This window comes from Natronococcus occultus SP4 (assembly GCF_000328685.1).
GTDB classification, from domain to species: domain Archaea; phylum Halobacteriota; class Halobacteria; order Halobacteriales; family Natrialbaceae; genus Natronococcus; species Natronococcus occultus.
This window is the reverse complement of the sequence record NC_019974.1, coordinates 1,602,018-1,620,354: the sequence shown is the minus strand read 5'-3', so window position 1 is coordinate 1,620,354 and position 18,337 is coordinate 1,602,018. Positions and strand designations below refer to the sequence as shown.

Sequence of the window (18,337 nt, the reverse complement as noted above, 5' to 3'; positions counted from 1 at the left end):
TAGTCGGACAATGAGTACGGCGGAGCTCGATATCTCGCGGACGAAGGCGTGGGTGATGGCCGCGCGCCCGCAGACGTTACCCGCGGCGGCGGCCCCCGTTATCGTCGGGGTCGGGATCGCGGTCCACGAGGGCGTGTTCGCCCCGCTGCCGGCGCTGATGGCCTTCGTCGGCGCGGCATTGATCCAGATCGGTACCAACTTCGCGAACGACTACTACGACGCCATCAAGGGCGCTGACACCGACGATCGAGAGGGGTTCACCCGGGTCACCCAGTCGGGGCTGATCTCGGCCGAACGGGTCAAACTGGCGACGATCGTCACCTTCGGACTGGCGATCCTCTCGGGGACCTACCTCGTCTACGTCGGCGGCGTGCCGATCCTCGTGATCGGCCTCGTCAGCGTTCTCTGCGGGTGGGCTTACACGGGCGGTCCCTACCCGCTTGGCTACCACGGGCTCGGGGATCTGTTCGTGTTCGTCTTCTTCGGACTCGTGGCCGTCGTCGGCACGTTCTACGTCCAGGCCGCGGCCCACCTCGAGCCGTTCATCACGACGCTGCCCGAGGGGACCGTGACCCGCGAGGCCGTCCTCGCGAGCCTCCCGATCGCGGGGCTCTCGACGGCTATCATCGTCGTGAACAACGTCCGGGACGTGGAGACCGACGCCGAGGCCGGGAAGCGGACGCTGGCGGTGCGGCTCGGCTACCGGGGGAGTCGCGTCGAGTACCTCGCCCTGCTCGCGCTGGCGTATCTCACCCCGCTGTGGTTCTGGCTCGGCGAGGGGTTCGGCCCCGCAGTTCTGTTGCCGGTGGTTACCCTCCCCTACGCCGCGCCGATCGCCCGCACGATACTGACCCGTACCGACGGCGAGGCGCTCAACCCCGCCCTCGAGCAGACCGGAAAGCTGCTCGCGCTGTACGCCGTCCTGTTCGCCGGAGGGCTGGTGCTCGGATGAGCCGGTACGACCTCGAGTACCGCTCGTTCTCGCTGTCGCTGGCCGACCCCCTCGAGACCGCGAGCGGCACGATCGAGTCCCGCGACGGCTTCCTGGTCCGCGTAACCCGCGAGGACGGCGCCGTCGGCTACGGCGAGGCGACCCCGCTGCCGGGGTGGACCGAGTCGCTCGCGGACTGCGAGGCCGCTCTCGAGCGCGCGCAGGAAGCGCTCGATTCCGGCGACGAGGACGGCGTCCTCGAGGCCGTCGACGAGGACGTCGCTGCCCGACACAGCGTCTCGCTTGCCCTCGCGGATCTGGCGGCCTCGAGCGAGTCGGTCCCGCTGTATCGCTACTACGCACCCGACTCGCTTGTCGCCCGGGTACCGGTGAACGCGACCGTCGGCGACGGCTCGATCGAGGAGACCGTCGCTGCAGCCCGGGGCGCCGTCGAGCGTGGCTTTAGCTGCTGTAAGCTCAAGGTCGGCCGCCGGAGTGTCGACGCGGATATCGAACGGGTCCGTCGCGTGCGGGAGGCCGTCGGTCCGTCGGTCGAGCTCCGGGCCGACGCCAACGGCGCCTGGAACTACGAGGAGGCGCTCGCGGCGGTCGAGGCCTTCGACGACGAGGACGTCGCGCTCGTCGAACAACCCCTTCCCGCGGGCGCCCTCGAGGGTCACGCCGAGCTCCGCGGACGGGGCGTCGAGATCGCCCTCGACGAGGGGCTGCTCGAGCACGGCGTCGACGCGATCTGCGAGGCCCAGGCCGCCGACGCCGTCGTCGTCAAGCCAATGCCGCTTGGCGGGCTCGACGTCGCCCAGCGGGTGACGACCTGGGTGGCCGAGTTCGGCATCACGCCGCTTGTGACGACGACGATCGACGGCGTCGTCGCCCGCACCGGCGCCGTCCACCTCGCGGCGTCGCTGCCCGAGCTGCCGGCCTGCGGGCTGGCCACCGGCGACCTGCTCGCCGAGGACCTCGGTCGGGATCCCGTCCTCTTCGAGAACGGGGCCGCGGTCGTCCCCCAGGCCAAGGGGCTAGGCGTCGAGGGGGTGTGGGAGGCGTGACGTCGCTTTCCTGGCCCGCCCGCGATCTCGTCAGCCACCGCGTCGCGTCGACGCCCCAGCGGACCGCCCTGATCGACGCCGACCGGGACGAGTCGTGGACGCTCCGCGAACTCGACCGACGTGTCGACGCGGCCGCGGCCGCGCTCCGGGACGTCCTCGAGACCCCGCGCGAGGCCCGGCTCGGATTCCTGCTCGATACCCGGCCCGCGTTCGCGACGCTGTTTTTCGCCGCGATGCGGCTCGGGACCACCGTCGTCCCGCTGAACGTCCGCGAGGCGCTCCCCGAACTCGTCGAGAAGGGCGAACGGACGGCCCTCGACGCCGTCGTCTGCGAGGACGACACCGCGACAGACGCCGTCGCGCTGGCGGACGAACTGGGCGGACTCCCGGTTCGATCCGTCGACGATCCGGGCTCGGGTCGGGTCCGACCGATCGCGGTCAGCGACGGAGCAGCCGACTCCCCGTCCTCGTCCGCGGTCGAGCCCGCCGAACTCGACCCCGACGACGTCCAGCTCGTCATGTTCACCTCCGGCACTTCCGGCGAGCCGAAGGGAGTGAAACTGACCGTCGCCAACCTCGTCGCCAGCGCGACGGCGTCGGCGTTTCGCCTCGGCGTCACCCGCGAGGACCGGTGGCTCTGCTGTCTCCCGATGTACCACATGGGCGGGCTCGCACCCGTCGTCCGCTCGGCGCTGTACGGCACCCCGGTCGTCGTCCAGCGATCGTTCGCGCCGCAAGCGACCGCCGACGTCCTCGAGGCGTTCGGGATCACCGGCGTCTCGCTGGTGCCGACGATGTGCAAGCGCCTGCTCGAGGACGGCTGGCGGCCCGCCGACTCGCTGCGGTTCGTCCTCCTGGGGGGTGCGCCCGCCTCGACGGAGCTACTCGAGCGCTGCCACGAGGCCGACGTTCCGGTCCACCCGACCTACGGGATGACCGAGACGGCCTCCCAGATCGCCACCGCGACGCCCGCCGAGACGCGGACCCACGAGGGAACGGCGGGCCAGCCCCTGCTCGGAACCGACGTTACCGTCGTCGGCGAGGACGGCGAGCCGGTACCGACGGGCGAGGTCGGCGAGTTCGTCGTCGCCGGACCGACGGTTACGCCGGGCTATCTCGATCCGGACAACACCGCGGTGGCGTTCGGGGACCGCGGACTGCACACCGGCGACGTCGGCTACGCCGACGAGGAGAGACGACTCTGGGTGCTCAACCGCCGGAGCGATCGGATCGTCACCGGCGGGGAGAACGTCGACCCCGGCGCGGTCGCCGACGTCCTGCGCTCCCATCCCGCGATCGGAGACGCAGCCGTCGTGGGGCTCGAGGACGCCGAGTGGGGCGAACGGGTCGCCGCGCTGGTCGTTCCCGACGACGGTCCGGTCGACCTCGAGGACGTCCTCGCGCACTGTGACGACCGCCTCGCGGGATTCAAGCGACCGAAGACGCTCGGGGTGGTCGACGCGCTCCCGCGTACCCACTCGGGAACCGTCGACCGCGAGCGCGTTCGGACGCGGCTGCTCGAGTTCGGGACCGATGTCTCGACGCGGTCGGGGTCGGAGTAAGGAGGGCTCGTCGAACGGCCGTTCCGTCGGGGCGTGGAGGGCGGGAAGCTCCGCTCCGGATCGACGACTCTCGACGAGTCGCCCCTCGAGAAACGGGCGACCGCTGGGCTAGGGTTCGAGATCGACGGCCGAATCGGTCGCGAGCCAGCCGTCCTTGTTGCCGCGTTCGGTGATGACGAGCTTCCCTGGACGGGGTTCGTGGCTCGACACGATCGCAGTCGACTCCTCGTCTCCGTCCTCGGTGTCCGTCTCCTCTTTTCGGGCGGGTACGTCCATTACGAGGGATTAGGCGTACCTAAATGTAAAAGGTTTTGGTCGGCCTAAGACCGCGGGAACGGGTCAGTTTCCGACCGATCCGCCTGCCGGGCGTACTTTCAAATCGGACAGCGTCGTAGCCGCGAGTATGGAGTTCGACGTCGTTCAGGGCGATATCGCCGAACAGTCCGCCGACGCGCTCGTCAACGCCGCCGGAACCAGCCTCGAGATGGGCTCCGGCGTCGCCGGCGCACTCCGCGACCGGGCCGGCGAGGAGCTCAACGAGGCGGCCACCGCAAAGGGACCGATCAATCTCGGTGAGGCGGTCGCGACCGACGCCTACGGTCTCGACGCCGACTACGTCGTCCACGCCGCGGCGATGCCCCACTACGGGGACGGGCAGGCGACCGCCGAGAGCATCCGCGACGCGACCCGCAACGCCCTCGAGACGGCCGACGAGCTGAACTGTCGGTCGCTCGTGACCCCGGCGCTCGGCTGTGGCGTCGCGGGGTTCGACCTCGAGAACGGCGCCGCGATCATCGGCGAGGAGATCGACGCGTACGAGCCGAAGCACCTCGAGGACGTCCGGCTCATCGCCTACAGCGACGCGGAGTACGACGCGGTCCGGGCGGCGACCGGGAGCGCCGACGAGTCCCGTCAGGGCGAACGCGAGGCCGATCGGTAACCGACTCTCGACGAAAGCGATCGGTCAGGTCCGAGCCGAGCAGGGTCCGAATTCGAAATCGGCCGGCGGCAACGAGTTCCTCCTCGCCGGGAACCGCTCCCGGTCTTTACGTGCCAGAGCGTCGGAGTGTCAAACGGGTGAACGGAGATGTACGATACGATCCTCATTCCGACGGACGGGAGCGAACAGGCCGCTCGCGGCGTCGACCACGGGCTGAACCTCGCCGAGCAGTACGGCGCGTCGGTGGTGTGTCTCTACGTCGTCGACGAACGACGCCACGGACGACCCCCGGCGCTTGGCAGCGTCGAGGCCGAACACGAGAAAGTCGAGGACGAAGCCGTCGACATGCTCGAGGGGATCGCCGATCGCGCCGGCGAGATCGGTCTCGAGGCGGAGTGTGAGTGCTGCCGCGGACTCCCCTGGGAGGAGATCGTCGAGCGCGCGGAGCGGGAGGGCGCCGACCTGATCGTGATGGGACGCCGGGGAGAGACCGACGACCGACGGACGCCGCTCGGCAGCGTCACCGAACGGGTCGTGCGTCAGACCGAGACCCCAGTACAGGCGGTTTGAGAGACCGACACGGGCGCGTCGCGCTCGACCAGGCCTCGAACCCGTCGACGCGGTTGCGTTCAGGACAGCGTCAGGCCGCGGATCTCGACCGAATCGCCGTCCTCGACGCGGCCGATGACCCGCCCGTCGGTGGCGTCGACGAGCCCGTCGGCCCGATCCTCGGGGACGGCGGCGACGAACCCGGTTCCCATGTTGAACGTGCGATGCATCTCCTCGTCGGAGACGTCGCCCTCCGCCTGGACGAACCCGAAGACCGGCTGGGCCGGCAGCGGATCGTCGATCACGTACCGGCGCTCGCCCATCCGCGAGAGGTTCGTCCAGCCACCGCCCGTGATGTGGGCCGCCGCGTGGACGCCGTGGGTGCGCATCGGCTCGAGCAAGTCGGTGTAGATCCGGGTCGGTCGCAGCAGCTCCTCACCGATCGACACCTCGGGGTTCGGCGGGAACGGGTCCGCGTACTCGTGCTCGCGGGTGACGGCCTCCCGGGCCAGCGTCAGCCCGTTGGAGTGGATCCCGTCTGAGTGAAAGCCCACGAGGACGTCACCGACCTTCGCCTCCCCCTCGAAGATCGCGTCCTTCGGCGCCAGGCCCGCACACGTCCCGGCGAGGTCGAACCCGGAGACGACCTCGGGCATCACGGCCGTCTCGCCCCCGAGCAGCGTGAGATCTGCCTGCTCGAGGCCGACGGCCAGCCCCTCGCCGATCTCGTTTGTCAGGGCGTCGTCGGGCTCGTCGACCGCGAGGTAGTCGACGAAGGCGACGGGCTCGACCCCCGCGGCGACCAGATCGTTGACGTTCATCGCGATACAGTCGATCCCGATCGTCGAGAAGTCCTCGATCGCCTCGGCGACCAGCAGCTTGGTGCCGACCCCGTCGGTCGCCAGCGCGAGATACCGGTCGCCGATATCCAGCAGACCGGCGTACTCGGTCGTCAGGTCGCTGCCGAAGGCCTCGAGCAAGGCGGCGGTGGCGTCCTCGCTGGCCGCGATGTCGACGCCGGTGTCGGCGTAGGTCAGTCCCTCCGTGTCACTCCCCTCGTCGGCGTGGTCCGTCATACCTCAACGACTGCCAGGGTCGAGCAAAAGATCACCGGTCCGCAGAAGGGAACGGCCTCAACCGAACAGTGCCGGGAAGCCGAAGACGAGGTAAAAACCCACCAACAACAGCAGGCTCAGCCCGAAGACGGCCCCGAATATCGGCTTGTGCCACTCGAGGACGGACTTTCCGTCCAGCGGGCCGAAGGGGATCATGTTGAACGCGGCCAGAAAGAGGTTGATGAGGACCCCGAGGTGGCCGACGAGTCCGATGATGCCCGGAAACAGCATCAGCGGCAGGAACAACAGCGCGAGCAGGTGGTTGGTCACCGGTCCCGCGAGCGCGATCAGGCCGTTCTCCCGGACCGTGATCCGGCCGCGGTGGTAGACCGCGCCGGGGGCCGCAAAGAGGAAGCCGACCAGCGCGCTCATGATCGCTAAAAATAGCATCTGGTAGTCGGCCCGAAACTCCGCGGTCTGGCCGTGCTCGATCGCGACGACCTTGTGGGCGAGCTCGTGTAGCAGAAAGGCGACGCCGACGGTGACGAAGCTCAGCCCGATCATCGTGACGAACCAGCCGAGCCCGATGTCGAACCGGTGGATCGGCGCCAGCAGCAGTGCGAACGCGACGCTCAGGGAGATCCACGCGATCGCGAGGTCGAACAGCTCCTTGTCGCTAAAGGACAGCGCCGAGGCGCGCTCGGTCGGGTAGCTCACGCCACCACCCCCCGGATGAGATCGAGGCTGTTCTCGGCGCCCCGGATCAGCTCGTTCATCAGGGCGTCGACACCACCGATCTCCGGCGCGAGCCACGGGATGACGACGATGAAAAACAGGAAGGTTGCGATCATGCTTCCGATGTTCGTCAGCGCGACGATCATGATCAGCCGGAACAGCGGGACGTCGAACATCTCCTCGATCGCCTCGCTCATCGGGCGGTCGGCGTCGCCGATGATCTCGTTGAGCTGCTGGACGTCCCGGACGTTGACCGGGCGGTACTTGAGTTCGACGTAGCCGGCGAACCACCCCGGCGCCAGCAGCGGGTTGATACTCGTAAGCCAGGCGACCGCTCCGCCGACGCCGGCACTGATCCAGCGTGCGCCTGCCAGCCGGGCCAGCGAGAACGCGAAGATCCCGTTGAACGCGAACCACGCCAGAAACAGCTGGAGCAGGAAGGTGTTCTGAACGCCCGCCATGATCAGCAGGAAAAAGAAACCGAGGAAGGCGACCATCACCAGGTAGCCGACGATCTTCACCGGCGAGAACCGTCGCCCCGACGCGGTTCCGGTTAGCGACTCCATCGGCGGCAGTTCCCGCGGATTCTCGAGGTAGCGCTCGATCCCGGCCTTGTGGCCAGCACCGACGACGGCGACGACGTGGTACCCCTGCTCGCGGAGCCCGTGGAGCTTGTGGGCGATGTAGGCGTCCCGTTCGTCGATCAGAGCCTCGGCTCCGCGAGGACTGAACCGGCGGAACTCCTCCATCATCGCGGCGACGACGTCGCCATCGGTCATCTCCTCGATGTCGATCTCGTCTAACTCCTCGGTGTCCTCGGCGAGCCCGTCGAGAACGAACCCGACGACGGCGCCGACGGAGACGCCGATACCGAGTCCCGCGACAGCGCCGACACCGCCGCGAACCGCGTACCCGCCCCAGTTCTCGAAGCTTCCCGGAGAGAGGGGTCCGATGGCGGTCCCGGTCACGACCAGCGCGAGACAGCCGACCAGCCCGAGGACGGCCCCGCCGAGCAAGCGCAGCGAGAACCCGCTGATGGGCCCGCCGGCCGCGCGGCCGGCCGACTCGAGCGAGGGCAAGAAGAGCAGCCCGACGACGAGTCCGCCGACGAGTCCGACGCCGGCGGCGCCGACGTACTGCAACGTTGCGGGATCGGTGACCCCGAGCGCCAGCAGGTCGCCGAGTCCGAACGTCGGCGCGAGGAAGGCACCGAAGATCAGCCCGAAGAACGCACCGAGGGCCGCACCGAAGGTGAGCCCGATCGTCCGCGGATCGGTGACTCCGAGCGCGAGCCCGCCGACCATTTTGAGCTTCTCGGCGAACGACAGCCGCGTCCAGAATCGCTGGATCGTGATCTGGATGTCACGGTCGACCAGTGCGACGCCGCTGCCGTTCCGTTCGGCGGCCTCGATGGCGGCCCGCATATCCGCACCGGGCTCGATGTCGAACCGACTTCCCAGCCGCGACTGGACGTACGACAGCATCCAGTAGGCCAGAAACTGGAAGACGGTGTTTCCGGAGAGGAGATCCTTCGCTTCGATATCGTCCGGGGTGCCACCCTGCATCTGGCGGTACCGGTTCTCGTCGAGCTCGACGGCAACGACGTCCGGCTCCCGCTCGTCGACGGTCTCGTGGACCTCCTCGACGCTGGCCTTCGAGACGTGGGCGGTCCCGAGGACGTCGACGGAGCCCCGTCCCTCGCCGGCGGCGTCGGGGGGCTCCGGGACGTCGGCGTCGCCTGCATCACTCATTAGGAGTGCCAACTCGTCGCCGACTTTTACCAGTATCGAAGGCTTGAACGAGATATGTTCACGGCTGACAACGGACTCCCGGCATTCCTAACTGTGGAGACGGGCAACCCCTCTTCGATGACCGATCTACTCGAGACGCTGATCGAGAACCGCGAGATGGTCCAGCCGAACCACGCGAACATGCTCGAGGTCGCCCACGGCGGGAACGTGATGAAGTGGATGGACGAGATCGGCGCGATGTCGGCGATGCGTTTCTCGGGCGAGACCTGCGTCACGGCCCGCGTCAACCGGATGAACTTCAAGCGACCGATCCCGGTCGGCGACACCGCCTACATCACGGCCTACGTCTACGACGCCGGGACCTCGAGCGTGAAGGTTCGCCTGCTCACCGAGCGCGAGGACCTCCGCACCCGGGAGCGCGAGAAGACCACCGAATCGTACTTCGTCTACGTCGCGATCGACGAGGAGAACCAACCGACGACCGTGCCGGAGCTGACCGTCGACACCGACGAGGGCGAACGGCTCCGACAGGCGGCTCTCGAGGGTGAAAACGGCTGAACCACCGAGAAGGCTAAATTCGGTGTGATCCAAAACCTCGCATGGTTGCGCTGAAGACAGTCTTCGAGCTCCTCGAGAACGAGCGCCGCAGGTACGCCCTCTACTACCTCTACGAGCGGGACGGTCCGGTCCCCATCGAGGACGTCGTCGAGACGGTCGAACGGTGGGAGACGGACGGTGACGGACGCGTTCTGGACGACGGCTCCTTCGAGGAGATCGCCCTGGAGCTCCAACACCGCCATCTGCCACGCTCGGCCGAAGTCGAGTTCGTCCAGTACGATCCGAGCCAGAACGTCGTCCAGATCAACGGTTCGCCCCCCGAGTTCGACGCGTTCGTCACGATCGCGAAGCTCCTCGAGAGCCCGGACGATTGAGACGAACTGGGCCTGGACGAGCTACAGCAGCCGCTCGACGTCGGCCAGCGAATCGAGGACGTGGTCGGGTTCGACGCTTGTCGACGCGAGGGTGTCCTCGTCGGTGATCCCCGTCAGCACCAGTGCGGTCTCCATCCCGGCGCGTTCGCCAAGCGCGATGTCGGTGTCGAGTCGGTCGCCGACGACGAGGACGTCCTTGGGATCGGCGCCGAGCCGCTCGATCGCCGCCTCGGCCGCGACGCCCGAGGGTTTCCCCAGGATCGCGTCGGGCTCGCGACCGCCGACGGCGCCCATCGCCGCGAGGATTGCCCCTGAACCCGGCATCAGCCCGTCGTCGACCGGGATCGTCGTATCCGGGTCGGTCCCGTAGAAGACGGCCCCGTTCTGTAGCGCCTGCAGCGACTCCCACAGCGTGCCGTAGGAGAAGTCGCTGTCGAACGAGCCCAGCACGACGTCGGCGGCCTCGGGGTCGGCGGTCAGCTCGACGTCGGCGTCCTCGAGGATCGACTCGAGGCGTTCGTCGCCGACCAGGTACACCGCCGCGTCGGGGTGGGCCGAGGCGAGATGGGCAGCCGAGACCGTCGCCGAGGTAAGCACTCGCTCAGGGTCGACCTCGATGCCGTGGGGCTCGAGCTTCGACCGGTAGTGGTCGCTGCCCCGGGTCGGGTTGTTCGAGAACAGCAGCCGGCCACAGCCCGCCGCGTCGATGGCCGCCAGCCCGTCGGTCGCACCCGGCAGGAGTCGCTCCCCGCGGACGATCGTCCCGTCGACGTCGAGGATCGCCGCCTCGTATGTCATCCCGCGTGGGTACGGACGGACGCGGGTTGAGTGTTCGGATCCGCGAGCTAACGGCAGGTACTTCATCGGGACGGGTCTACCGTCGACGAACGCGTCGAACCGGTGACCGTACAGGATGTCCGTCACACCGCTGCTCGTCGACGTCGGTACCGTCCTCGAGGAAACTACGGGTCTCGTCCGGTACGCGCTCGTGTTCCTGTTCGCGGCGATCCCGGTAATCGAGATCCTCGTCGTCATCCCGGTCGCGGTGGGGCTCGGACTGAACCCGGTGACGACCGCCGTCGTCGCGTTCGCGGGCAACGTCGGCTCGGTGTACGCACTAATCGTGAGCTACCGGCGGCTGCTGGAGTGGTGGCGAGGATACGCCGGGGACGACGAACCAAGCGATCGCTACGCCCGGGCACGCCGGCTCTGGGATCGGTACGGGCTGCCGGGCGTCTCCATCGCGGGTCCAGTGATGGCCGGCGTCCACGTCGCCGCCCTCGTGGCCCTGCTCGCGGGCAGTCGCGGACGGCTCGTCGCGGGCTGGATGACCCTCGGGATCGCGGTCTGGACGGTTCTGCTGACGGTCGCCTCGGTCGCGGGCGTTTCGCTGCTCGGGATCGCCTGACCGGTGTGGGAATCCTTATCCGCCGACCGATCGTACCCCGCGGTATGGGACTCGAGGTCGAGCCGCCGGAACCACCGGAGCTGTCGTTCGTCGATCCGAACGAGTACGACGACGCGACGATCAGCGCCGAGGATCCGACCGAGATCGATTACCGACGCGAGGAGCTACAGGAATTCCTCCACGAGGGCGCCTGGGAAGAGGCCTTCGAGGAGTGGCTCGAGGACACCGACCTCGACGAGCGCGAGTACGGGATCGCCCGCGATCTCGACCTGTTCGCGGGCTTTGATTTCTTCTGGGACGACTTTGCCGACCGCGTCGGCTACCACGCCCCCGGGATTCCCGAGGACTGGCAGGAGCGGGAGTACCACCCCGAGCTCGACACCTGGGGGACCGTCTCGGCGATCAACGCCGAACTCACGGAGTTCGGCCAGATCGTCTCGGTCGTCCTCAAAGAGGAGTACGTCGACTGGGAGGCCGAGTACGAACCACCCGAAGATCTGCCCGACTTCGACTGACCGTTCTACTCTCGGGGGACGGCGATATTCCTGAGCTGGCCGGCGCAGTCGGGACACAGCTCACCCGAGCCGGGACCGCCCCTGTAGCCGCAGTTGGCACACTCGTAGCGCGGTTCGTCCGGGGTGTACGGATCCACGATCATGACGACCGTGAGAGTGCGGCGATAGCGGAAAAAGCGTTTCGTACGAACAGGTAAAGGCGTTATCCGTACGTTGGAATATGCGCAACCTCCTTAATATCTGGACGCTCGTCCACTGGACGTCGTCGCGGTCTGGGGTTACCGCACCGCGACCAGCGCGAACGTCTCGGGCCGGTCGCGAGCGCTCTCGACCGTGAACCCCCCGGCCTCGAGCTGGGCGACGGCGTCCTCGAGCGAGTACCGCTCCGCGAGGTCGGGGCCGTCCTCGCCGTTTCCGTCTGCCGACCAGTCGACGGTGACGAGCCGACCGTTGGGCCGAAGTACCCGGGCGAGCTCGGCGATCGCGTCGCCGGGAGTCGCGGCGTCGGGCGGGCTCGCGTACTCGTGGTGGGTCATCGTCGAGAACGCCCCGTCGAGCTCATCGTCGGCGAACGGCAGCGCGGACACCTCGCTCGTGACGAACTCGACGTTTTCTGGCGCACCTGCCTCCCGGTACCGGTCGTGCATCGCCGACTGGACGTCGACCGCGTACACCGTCCCTGCAAACGGCGCGACGTCGTCGGTGTAAAAGCCGGTTCCCGATCCCAGGTCGGCGACGACGTCCTCGGCGGTCGGCGCGAGCATCTCGAGCAGCTCCTCCCTGGAACAGAACCGGTACCGTGATGGATCGTCGAGCGCGTCGGCCCGCTCCATCGGAAACGTATGAAAGCCCATACTGTCGGTTGACGCCGGCGATACTTCCCGGTTCCTATCGGTCCCCCCTCCCTCTCGCCGGTTACTCGTACAGTACGTTCTTCGCTTCGGCTTCGTGGACGACGTCGGGATGGATCGACTCCTCGTTCATCACCTGGACACAGCAGGACAGACAGAGCAGCTGGTGGTAGTTCGGTCCCTGCCAAACCTCCCGTTCGAGCCACCACCCCTCGGTCTCGTCCCCGTCGACACCGGTCCCACACCGCTGACAGGGTTTGGGGACGCAGGGCGGGTTCGGGCTGGGGAAATACGGGTCCATACGCTCCCTTCGACAGCGAACGATATTGGTATCGGGGTCGTTACAGAAGGTACAGGCGAACGCCTACGGCTTTCGCCATGGGAGGTGTGAAATCGAGTGTGCCCGAACGACGGCGAGTACGTCCTCGCCAACGAGGGGTCGGATCGCCGGCAGCGCTTTTTTGTCCTCGTTCGCCGAACCGTCGGCTATGTATTCGATTGCTAACCTCCAGAACGTCGACACACGCGAACTCGACGGTGAGGCGCCGACACTGCTCCAGACCGCAGCGGAGCTGGAGTCCGAACGGATGCGTCCGACCGTCTGGCACTACAAGAAAGGCGAGGAAAACGCCTACCACCGCCAGGACCAACAGGAAGAGCTGTACGTCGTCCTCGAGGGAACCGTCGACGTGACGATCGAACGCGACGACCAGCGCGACGTCGTCGAGCTCACCGCCGAGGACGTCCTGCTCGTGCCGCCCGAGTCGTGGCGCCAGCTCAGAGCCGTCGAGGAGAGCCGCGTCCTCGTCGTCGGCGCGCCGAACGTCGCGGACGACGGGATCCTCGAGGAGTAACGCTTCCGCTTCTCGCCGGTGTGTCGTCGACCGACCAGCGACGCCCGTCTCCGGCAGCCCGGAGTCGCGTCAGGTCGACGGGACGTCCTCGGTACGTTTTGTGTCGGGTTCGCCGCTCGGTCTGACCTGAGAGTGTACGGCGTTCAAAATCGAATCAGAATTAATTTTGATCCGAGTACTCTTCGAGAACCATATGAAACGTGATAGCTACCGAAATTCCCGAAACGGTAGCGATAGAACCCATATCGTACGCTATACCTGTTTCTCTCAGGGCCTCGGTAGAAAGTGACACGCTCGAATCAAAGGCCACCATGTTTATACATAGGGAAGATGATGACCGAATCGTATGTCCGAAACCGGGGCGGAGCCGCGTCCGCCGAGCCGAGCGCTTCCCGATCCAGCGACCGCATCGAACGTCCGGTACGATCCGTCGCTCGAGGAGCTGCGCGAGCTCGCCGAACACGAGGAGACGACGACGGAGTTTGGCTCCCCGTCGTACGTCAGTGACGTTCGCTCGCGGAGCTCAGATCGAACGAAAAACGCCGTCGACCACGGGTTCGGCGAGCGCGATTACGAGTTCGTCGACACCGCGATCGAGGCTGCCGGAAGCGACGAGCTGCTCTGTGTGGACCGACTGATGGGGCGCCACCCCGAGGCAACGTTCTGCTGTCGGCTCTACGTCCCCGTCGAACACGCCCGGATCGCGCTCGCCTGGGCGAGCCTGTTCGAGCCCAGCGACGGCCGCGAGCCCGACCTCCAGACCGTACAGCTCCCCGACCACGACGAGACCGCGATCCGAATCCTCCCCGAGGACGGGTTTACTGCGGTACTTGGCAGCGACTACACCGGCGAAGCCAAGAAATCGTTCCTCCGACTGTTCATGTACCGGCTCAAACAGCAGGGTGGGCTCGGTCTCCACGCCGGGAGCAAACGGGTCCGCGTCCGCGACGCCGACGGCGACCTGCGCGACGTCGGCCAGCTCTTTATGGGACTGTCGGCAACGGGCAAGTCGACGCTGACCGCCCACGGCTGCTGGCTCGACGGCGAGGAGGGCGCGACCATGCTCCAGGACGACGTCTGCGGACTGTTACCCGACGGGACGGTACCCGGTAGCGAGGGGAAGGGGCTGTTCATCAAGACGATCGGACTCGGCGAGGACGAACAGCCCGCCCTCTACGAGGCCGCGACCGACGAGTCGGCGATCCTCGAGAACGTCGCCGTCGACGACGACGGAACGGTCGATTTCGACGAGGCCCGATACACGTCCAACGCGCGTGCGATCGTTCAGCGCGACGAGCTCTCGAGCGCGGCCGACGAGATCGACCTCGACCGGGTCGATCAGGTGTTTTTCATCACGCGGAACCCGCTGATGCCGCCCGTCTCGAAGCTCTCGACCGCACAGGCCGCCGCGGCGTTCATGCTCGGCGAGTCGATCGAAACCAGCGCCGGCGACCCCTCGCGGGCCGGCGAGTCGATCCGTGTCGTCGGGACGAACCCCTTCATCGTCGGTCCCGAGGGCGAGGAGGGGAACGTCTTCCGCGATCTCATCGACGAACTCGACGTCGACTGCTACCTGCTCAACACGGGGTATCTCGGCGACGACGCGAAGGACATCGGCGTCACCGAGTCGGTAACGATCCTTACCGAGACCGCCCGCGGTACCGTCGAGTGGACCGACGACGACGCGACCGGGCTGACGATTCCTGAATCGGTCCCCGGAATCGATATCGAGGACTACTACGTCCCGGACTACGTCGACGACTACGAGACAGCCATCGCGGAGCTGCGCCGCGAGCGCCGTGACTACCTCGCGCAGTTCGACGAGCTTCGCGAGGAGATCCTCGAAGCGGTCTACTGAGCGCGGTGTCGACCCGTTCGACAGTCGCTCTCGAGCGGTGAAACGACCGCCGTCGATCGGTGACTGAAACGGGATCTGAGAGATCGCCCATACCAGTAGACGAGCCGACACTAGGGTGCTCGTTCCCCACGTCGGCGCGACACTGTCCCTCGAACCGACGTCCCGTGGAAGGGTGGACATAATTGGTACGTTCCGCCGCGAACAGCGACTAGAGCCGAATTACACCGCGGAACGGGATATTTATCAGTGAAATAGCAGTCCCAGTTTAAGCGGGACGGCCCCCCGTATCACGAACGCGGGGCATGAGCGTACGTACCATACTCGTCGTAGTAGTCGCGCTGATGGTGCTTGGCTCCGGCGGAGCCACGGCCATCGCAGCGAGTCCCGCTGCAACCAGCGTCGACGACTACGACAACGACGACACCGCGGACGAGGCACCGACCGACGCTCCCGACGATGACGGAGCGATACACGTAACAATCGATCAGGCGACCGTCTACGTCCTCGTCGAGGACGTCGACGAGGACCCGGTTGACCCGGCTGACGACGAGGACGCACTCGACGAGACTGACGACGAGGAGGTTACCCCGGACGAGGAAGCTGACGACTACGAGAACGACGAGGCTGACGACTACGAGAACGACGAGGCTGACGACTACGAGAACGACGAGACCGACGACTACGAGGCCGACGAGGAGGTCGACACTGATGACGAACTCGACGAGAACGACGTCGAGGACGCACAGGAGATCACGATCGGACAGGCGACCGCCTACGTCATCCTCGAGGAGGAGCCGGTTATGGAACCGGTCGATGAGGAACCGGTCGATGAGGAACCAGTTGACGAGGCCGACGACGAAGTCGAGATGGACGGGGACGAAAACGACGAGCAGGAGATCGAACACGCCCCGGTCGAAAACGATGACGACGAACTCGACGAGAACGACGACGAGGACGTCGCCGCGGACGATGAGGCCGACGACTACGAGAACGACGACGAGGACGTCGCCGCGGACGATGAGGCCGACGACTACGAGAACGACGTCGAGGAGGACGAACTCGATGACGAGCCTGCCGATCCAGCTGACGACGAGCTACAGGTGACCGTCGAACAGGCCACGATCTTCGTAACCGTCGACGACCTCTCCGAGCTCGAGGACGAACTCGACGAGAACGGTCTCGAGGGTGAACTCGACGCCGACGACGAGGCTAACGACTACGAAGACGACGAGGCTGACGACTACGAGAACGACGAGGCCGACGACTACGAAGACGACGAAGCCAACGACTACGAGAACGACGAGGCCGACGACCACGACGTCCACGTCTACGAGGGATCGCTCGAAGTAACGATCGAACAGGCGATCATCGTCGATCTCGGTGTCCACCACGACGACGCGCCGGTCGACGAGGAACCGGTCGATGAAGCCGACGACTACGAGAACGGCGAGGCTGACGACTACGAGAACGACGAGGCTGACGACTACGAGAACGACGAGGCTGACGACTACGAGAACGACGAGGCTGACGACTACGAGAACGACGAGGACGTCGGAGTCGATGACGAACCCGTCGACGACGAGCCCGCCGATCCGGCTGACGACGTTCTCCACGTGACGATCGAAGAGGCACTGATCTTCGTCGCGATCGCCGACGCGAACGACGTCGCGGAGGAAGCTCCGATCGACGATCCTGTCGAAGAGGAGCCAGCTGAGGACGAACCCGTCGAGGATGAGCCTGCCGAGCCCGAGGAGCCGGTCGATGAAGAGCCCGTAGAGGAGCCCGCTGAACCCGAGGAGCCGATCGACGACAACGACGAGAACGCGTACGACAACCACGACGACGCGACTGACGACCAGAAGCACAACGACGAGGCTAACGACCAGAAGCACAACGACGTGACTGACGACCAGAAGCACGACAACTACGACGGCGAGAAGGCGGCGACCGCCTGCTAACTGGCCCCCGAGGCGGTTTTTTGATCGGGCCGCCACCACGGCTGCTCGCCGATCGAATCCGCCCTCGAGACGCGAGCCAACCGATCGGGATAGTTATTCACTCCGTACCGTCACGGATCCGTTACCGTCTCGTTTCGATGACGGTGGCAGCAATTGCCGGACAAAGACAGCGTTATGTGCGTCGAGTTCTCACACCCGACAATGAACGCACAGGTACGAAAACCGACGACGCGGGTATGCGAGGAGTGCGAACGAGCAGAACGATGGGACGAGGATCTCGGTGCGTGGCAACTGGTTCTAGAGGACGGCGACAAACAGGTCGGTAACCCCCACTGTATCCACGAGTGGGATATCACCGGCACGTTCAACCCGATCTCGGGACACGGCGAGGACGCCTGAGCGACTGCGGAACCGCCGGGCGCGACGATCGAACCGTTCGCCGGAACCGATCCGACCACGTTTTTTGTCCCGCATCCCCGTACTCCCAGGTATGCCGACCGTCTACATTACCGCGCCACCAGAGGACGCGCCGTCGATCGCCGAGACGCTGCTCGAGGAGCGACTGGCCGCCTGCGTCAACGAGCTGTCGGCGACCTCGACCTACCGGTGGGAAGGCGAGGTCCACCGCGACGAGGAGGCGGTGTTGCTCGCCAAGACGACCGACGACGCCTACGACGAGCTCGTCGACCGGGTTCGGGAGCTCCATCCCTACGACGTCCCCTGTATCGAGCGGTTCGACGAGGCCGACGTCCTCGAGTCGTTCGCCGACTGGCGCGCCGACAGCGTCGAGTGACCGCGCACGTCAGTCGGTGACAGGCTCGACTGCCCGAAAAAGCAATCCTTAAAACTCGCGCACGGATTGTGACGGGTATGGCTGGAACCATCGAAGTGCTCGTTCCGGGTGGCCAGGCCAACCCTGGCCCACCGCTCGGTCCCGAGCTCGGACCGACCCCCGTCGACGTGCAGGCGGTCGTACAGGAGATCAACGACCAGACCGAAGCGTTCGACGGCACCGAAGTGCCCGTCACCGTCGACTACGACGACGACGGCTCCTTCGAGATCGACGTCGGCGTCCCGCCGACGGCCGCCCTGATCAAGGACGAGGCCGGCTTCGAGACCGGCAGCGGCGAGCCCCAGGAGGACTTCGTCGCCGACCTCTCGATCGATCAGGTCAAGACGATCGCCGAGCAGAAACACCCCGACCTGCTCGCCTACGACACGCGAAACGCCGCGAAGGAAGTCGTCGGCACCTGCGCCTCGATGGGCGTCACCATCGAGGGCGAGGACGCCCGCGAGTTCAAGGAGAAGGTCGACGACGGCGAGTACGACGACGCGCTGCTGGCGTAAGTCGCTCGGATATCGTTTTGCGGT

23 protein-coding genes are annotated in these 18,337 nt (G+C 66.6%); 15 read left to right on the top strand and 8 right to left on the bottom strand.

The features are described from left to right. Nucleotides 1–10: 10 nt before the first annotated feature. From NATOC_RS07970 to NATOC_RS07960, 3 genes are read left to right on the top strand one after another with little or no spacing between them, the layout of a single operon-like run. Entirely contained in the window at nt 11–952 is a 942-nt protein-coding gene (locus tag NATOC_RS07970; protein WP_015320920.1) for a 1,4-dihydroxy-2-naphthoate polyprenyltransferase, read from the top strand. After that, a complete protein-coding gene (locus tag NATOC_RS07965) occupies nt 949–1,998 on the top strand; it encodes a mandelate racemase/muconate lactonizing enzyme family protein (protein ID WP_015320919.1) in 1,050 nt (349 codons plus the stop codon). The genes NATOC_RS07970 and NATOC_RS07965 overlap by 4 nt, the downstream gene beginning before the upstream one ends. Then, nucleotides 1,986–3,560 (top strand): AMP-binding protein, encoded by a 1,575-nt coding sequence (locus tag NATOC_RS07960; protein ID WP_157224601.1) that lies wholly within the window; start codon nt 1,986–1,988, stop codon nt 3,558–3,560. The genes NATOC_RS07965 and NATOC_RS07960 overlap by 13 nt, the downstream gene beginning before the upstream one ends. A gap of 108 nt (nt 3,561–3,668) precedes the next feature. Here NATOC_RS07960 and NATOC_RS22295 read toward each other — a convergent pair whose 3' ends face one another. Continuing rightward, nucleotides 3,669–3,836 carry a hypothetical protein gene (locus NATOC_RS22295; RefSeq protein WP_015320917.1) on the bottom strand — a complete coding sequence of 56 codons (168 nt, stop codon included), beginning with the start codon at nt 3,834–3,836 and terminating at the stop codon, nt 3,669–3,671. Between the two features lie 127 nt (nt 3,837–3,963). Between NATOC_RS22295 and NATOC_RS07955 the strand changes: the two genes are divergently transcribed. After that, entirely contained in the window at nt 3,964–4,500 is a 537-nt protein-coding gene (locus NATOC_RS07955) for a macro domain-containing protein (protein ID WP_015320916.1), read from the top strand. A 147-nt stretch (nt 4,501–4,647) separates the two neighbouring features. After that, complete coding sequence (locus NATOC_RS07950) at nt 4,648–5,070, top strand: universal stress protein (protein WP_015320915.1); 423 nt, start codon at nt 4,648–4,650, stop codon at nt 5,068–5,070. A gap of 59 nt (nt 5,071–5,129) precedes the next feature. Here the strand turns inward: NATOC_RS07950 and purM are convergent, their stop codons facing one another. Genes purM through NATOC_RS07935 form a run of 3 tightly spaced genes read right to left on the bottom strand, consistent with a single transcriptional unit; the run spans nt 5,130 to nt 8,590 of the window. After that, nucleotides 5,130–6,125 carry a phosphoribosylformylglycinamidine cyclo-ligase gene (purM, locus tag NATOC_RS07945; RefSeq protein WP_015320914.1) on the bottom strand — a complete coding sequence of 332 codons (996 nt, stop codon included), beginning with the start codon at nt 6,123–6,125 and terminating at the stop codon, nt 5,130–5,132. Between the two features lie 57 nt (nt 6,126–6,182). Then, a complete protein-coding gene (locus tag NATOC_RS07940) occupies nt 6,183–6,821 on the bottom strand; it encodes a zinc metalloprotease (protein ID WP_015320913.1) in 639 nt (212 codons plus the stop codon). Then, nucleotides 6,818–8,590 carry a TraB/GumN family protein gene (locus NATOC_RS07935; RefSeq protein ID WP_015320912.1) on the bottom strand — a complete coding sequence of 591 codons (1,773 nt, stop codon included), beginning with the start codon at nt 8,588–8,590 and terminating at the stop codon, nt 6,818–6,820. Before NATOC_RS07935 ends, NATOC_RS07940 begins: the two co-directional genes overlap by 4 nt. A gap of 117 nt (nt 8,591–8,707) precedes the next feature. On the opposite strand from NATOC_RS07935, the gene NATOC_RS07930 reads away from it, so the two are divergent. Continuing rightward, nucleotides 8,708–9,148: an acyl-CoA thioesterase gene (locus NATOC_RS07930; protein WP_049888905.1), complete on the top strand. Its 441-nt coding sequence runs from the start codon at nt 8,708–8,710 to the stop codon at nt 9,146–9,148. Nucleotides 9,149–9,189: 41 nt separating this feature from the next. Then, nucleotides 9,190–9,522 carry a DUF7344 domain-containing protein gene (locus NATOC_RS07925; RefSeq protein ID WP_015320910.1) on the top strand — a complete coding sequence of 111 codons (333 nt, stop codon included), beginning with the start codon at nt 9,190–9,192 and terminating at the stop codon, nt 9,520–9,522. Nucleotides 9,523–9,543: 21 nt separating this feature from the next. Here the strand turns inward: NATOC_RS07925 and NATOC_RS07920 are convergent, their stop codons facing one another. Next, the gene (locus NATOC_RS07920) at nt 9,544–10,320 is read right to left on the bottom strand and encodes an HAD-IIA family hydrolase (RefSeq protein WP_015320909.1); all 777 of its coding nucleotides are present in this window, start codon (nt 10,318–10,320) and stop codon (nt 9,544–9,546) included. 115 nt (nt 10,321–10,435) lie between these two features. Between NATOC_RS07920 and NATOC_RS07915 the strand changes: the two genes are divergently transcribed. Continuing rightward, nucleotides 10,436–10,930 carry a small multi-drug export protein gene (locus NATOC_RS07915; RefSeq protein WP_015320908.1) on the top strand — a complete coding sequence of 165 codons (495 nt, stop codon included), beginning with the start codon at nt 10,436–10,438 and terminating at the stop codon, nt 10,928–10,930. Between the two features lie 44 nt (nt 10,931–10,974). Further along, nucleotides 10,975–11,445, top strand: coding sequence for a hypothetical protein (locus NATOC_RS07910; protein ID WP_015320907.1), 471 nt, complete (start codon nt 10,975–10,977; stop codon nt 11,443–11,445). Between the two features lie 5 nt (nt 11,446–11,450). Here NATOC_RS07910 and NATOC_RS21795 read toward each other — a convergent pair whose 3' ends face one another. The 3 genes from NATOC_RS21795 to NATOC_RS07900 all read right to left on the bottom strand — a co-directional run bounded on the left by NATOC_RS21795 (nt 11,451) and on the right by NATOC_RS07900 (nt 12,597). Then, a complete protein-coding gene (locus NATOC_RS21795; RefSeq protein WP_015320906.1) occupies nt 11,451–11,588 on the bottom strand; it encodes a rubrerythrin-like domain-containing protein in 138 nt (45 codons plus the stop codon). Nucleotides 11,589–11,723: 135 nt separating this feature from the next. After that, nucleotides 11,724–12,299, bottom strand: coding sequence for a class I SAM-dependent methyltransferase (locus NATOC_RS07905; protein WP_015320905.1), 576 nt, complete (start codon nt 12,297–12,299; stop codon nt 11,724–11,726). 61 nt (nt 12,300–12,360) lie between these two features. Then, nucleotides 12,361–12,597 carry a hypothetical protein gene (locus NATOC_RS07900; RefSeq protein ID WP_015320904.1) on the bottom strand — a complete coding sequence of 79 codons (237 nt, stop codon included), beginning with the start codon at nt 12,595–12,597 and terminating at the stop codon, nt 12,361–12,363. Between the two features lie 187 nt (nt 12,598–12,784). Between NATOC_RS07900 and NATOC_RS07895 the strand changes: the two genes are divergently transcribed. The 6 genes from NATOC_RS07895 to NATOC_RS07870 all read left to right on the top strand — a co-directional run bounded on the left by NATOC_RS07895 (nt 12,785) and on the right by NATOC_RS07870 (nt 18,313). After that, nucleotides 12,785–13,150 carry a cupin domain-containing protein gene (locus NATOC_RS07895; RefSeq protein WP_015320903.1) on the top strand — a complete coding sequence of 122 codons (366 nt, stop codon included), beginning with the start codon at nt 12,785–12,787 and terminating at the stop codon, nt 13,148–13,150. Between the two features lie 346 nt (nt 13,151–13,496). Beyond that, entirely contained in the window at nt 13,497–15,008 is a 1,512-nt protein-coding gene (locus NATOC_RS07890; protein WP_015320902.1) for a phosphoenolpyruvate carboxykinase (ATP), read from the top strand. Between the two features lie 302 nt (nt 15,009–15,310). Beyond that, nucleotides 15,311–16,966, top strand: a complete 1,656-nt coding sequence (locus tag NATOC_RS07885; protein ID WP_157224600.1) for a hypothetical protein — start codon at nt 15,311–15,313, stop codon at nt 16,964–16,966. 201 nt (nt 16,967–17,167) lie between these two features. After that, nucleotides 17,168–17,365, top strand: coding sequence for an HEWD family protein (locus NATOC_RS07880; RefSeq protein ID WP_015320900.1), 198 nt, complete (start codon nt 17,168–17,170; stop codon nt 17,363–17,365). Between the two features lie 91 nt (nt 17,366–17,456). After that, nucleotides 17,457–17,759 carry a divalent-cation tolerance protein CutA gene (gene cutA / locus NATOC_RS07875; RefSeq protein ID WP_015320899.1) on the top strand — a complete coding sequence of 101 codons (303 nt, stop codon included), beginning with the start codon at nt 17,457–17,459 and terminating at the stop codon, nt 17,757–17,759. Between the two features lie 77 nt (nt 17,760–17,836). Next, nucleotides 17,837–18,313, top strand: a complete 477-nt coding sequence (locus tag NATOC_RS07870; RefSeq protein ID WP_015320898.1) for a 50S ribosomal protein L11 — start codon at nt 17,837–17,839, stop codon at nt 18,311–18,313. Nucleotides 18,314–18,337: the final 24 nt, after the last annotated feature.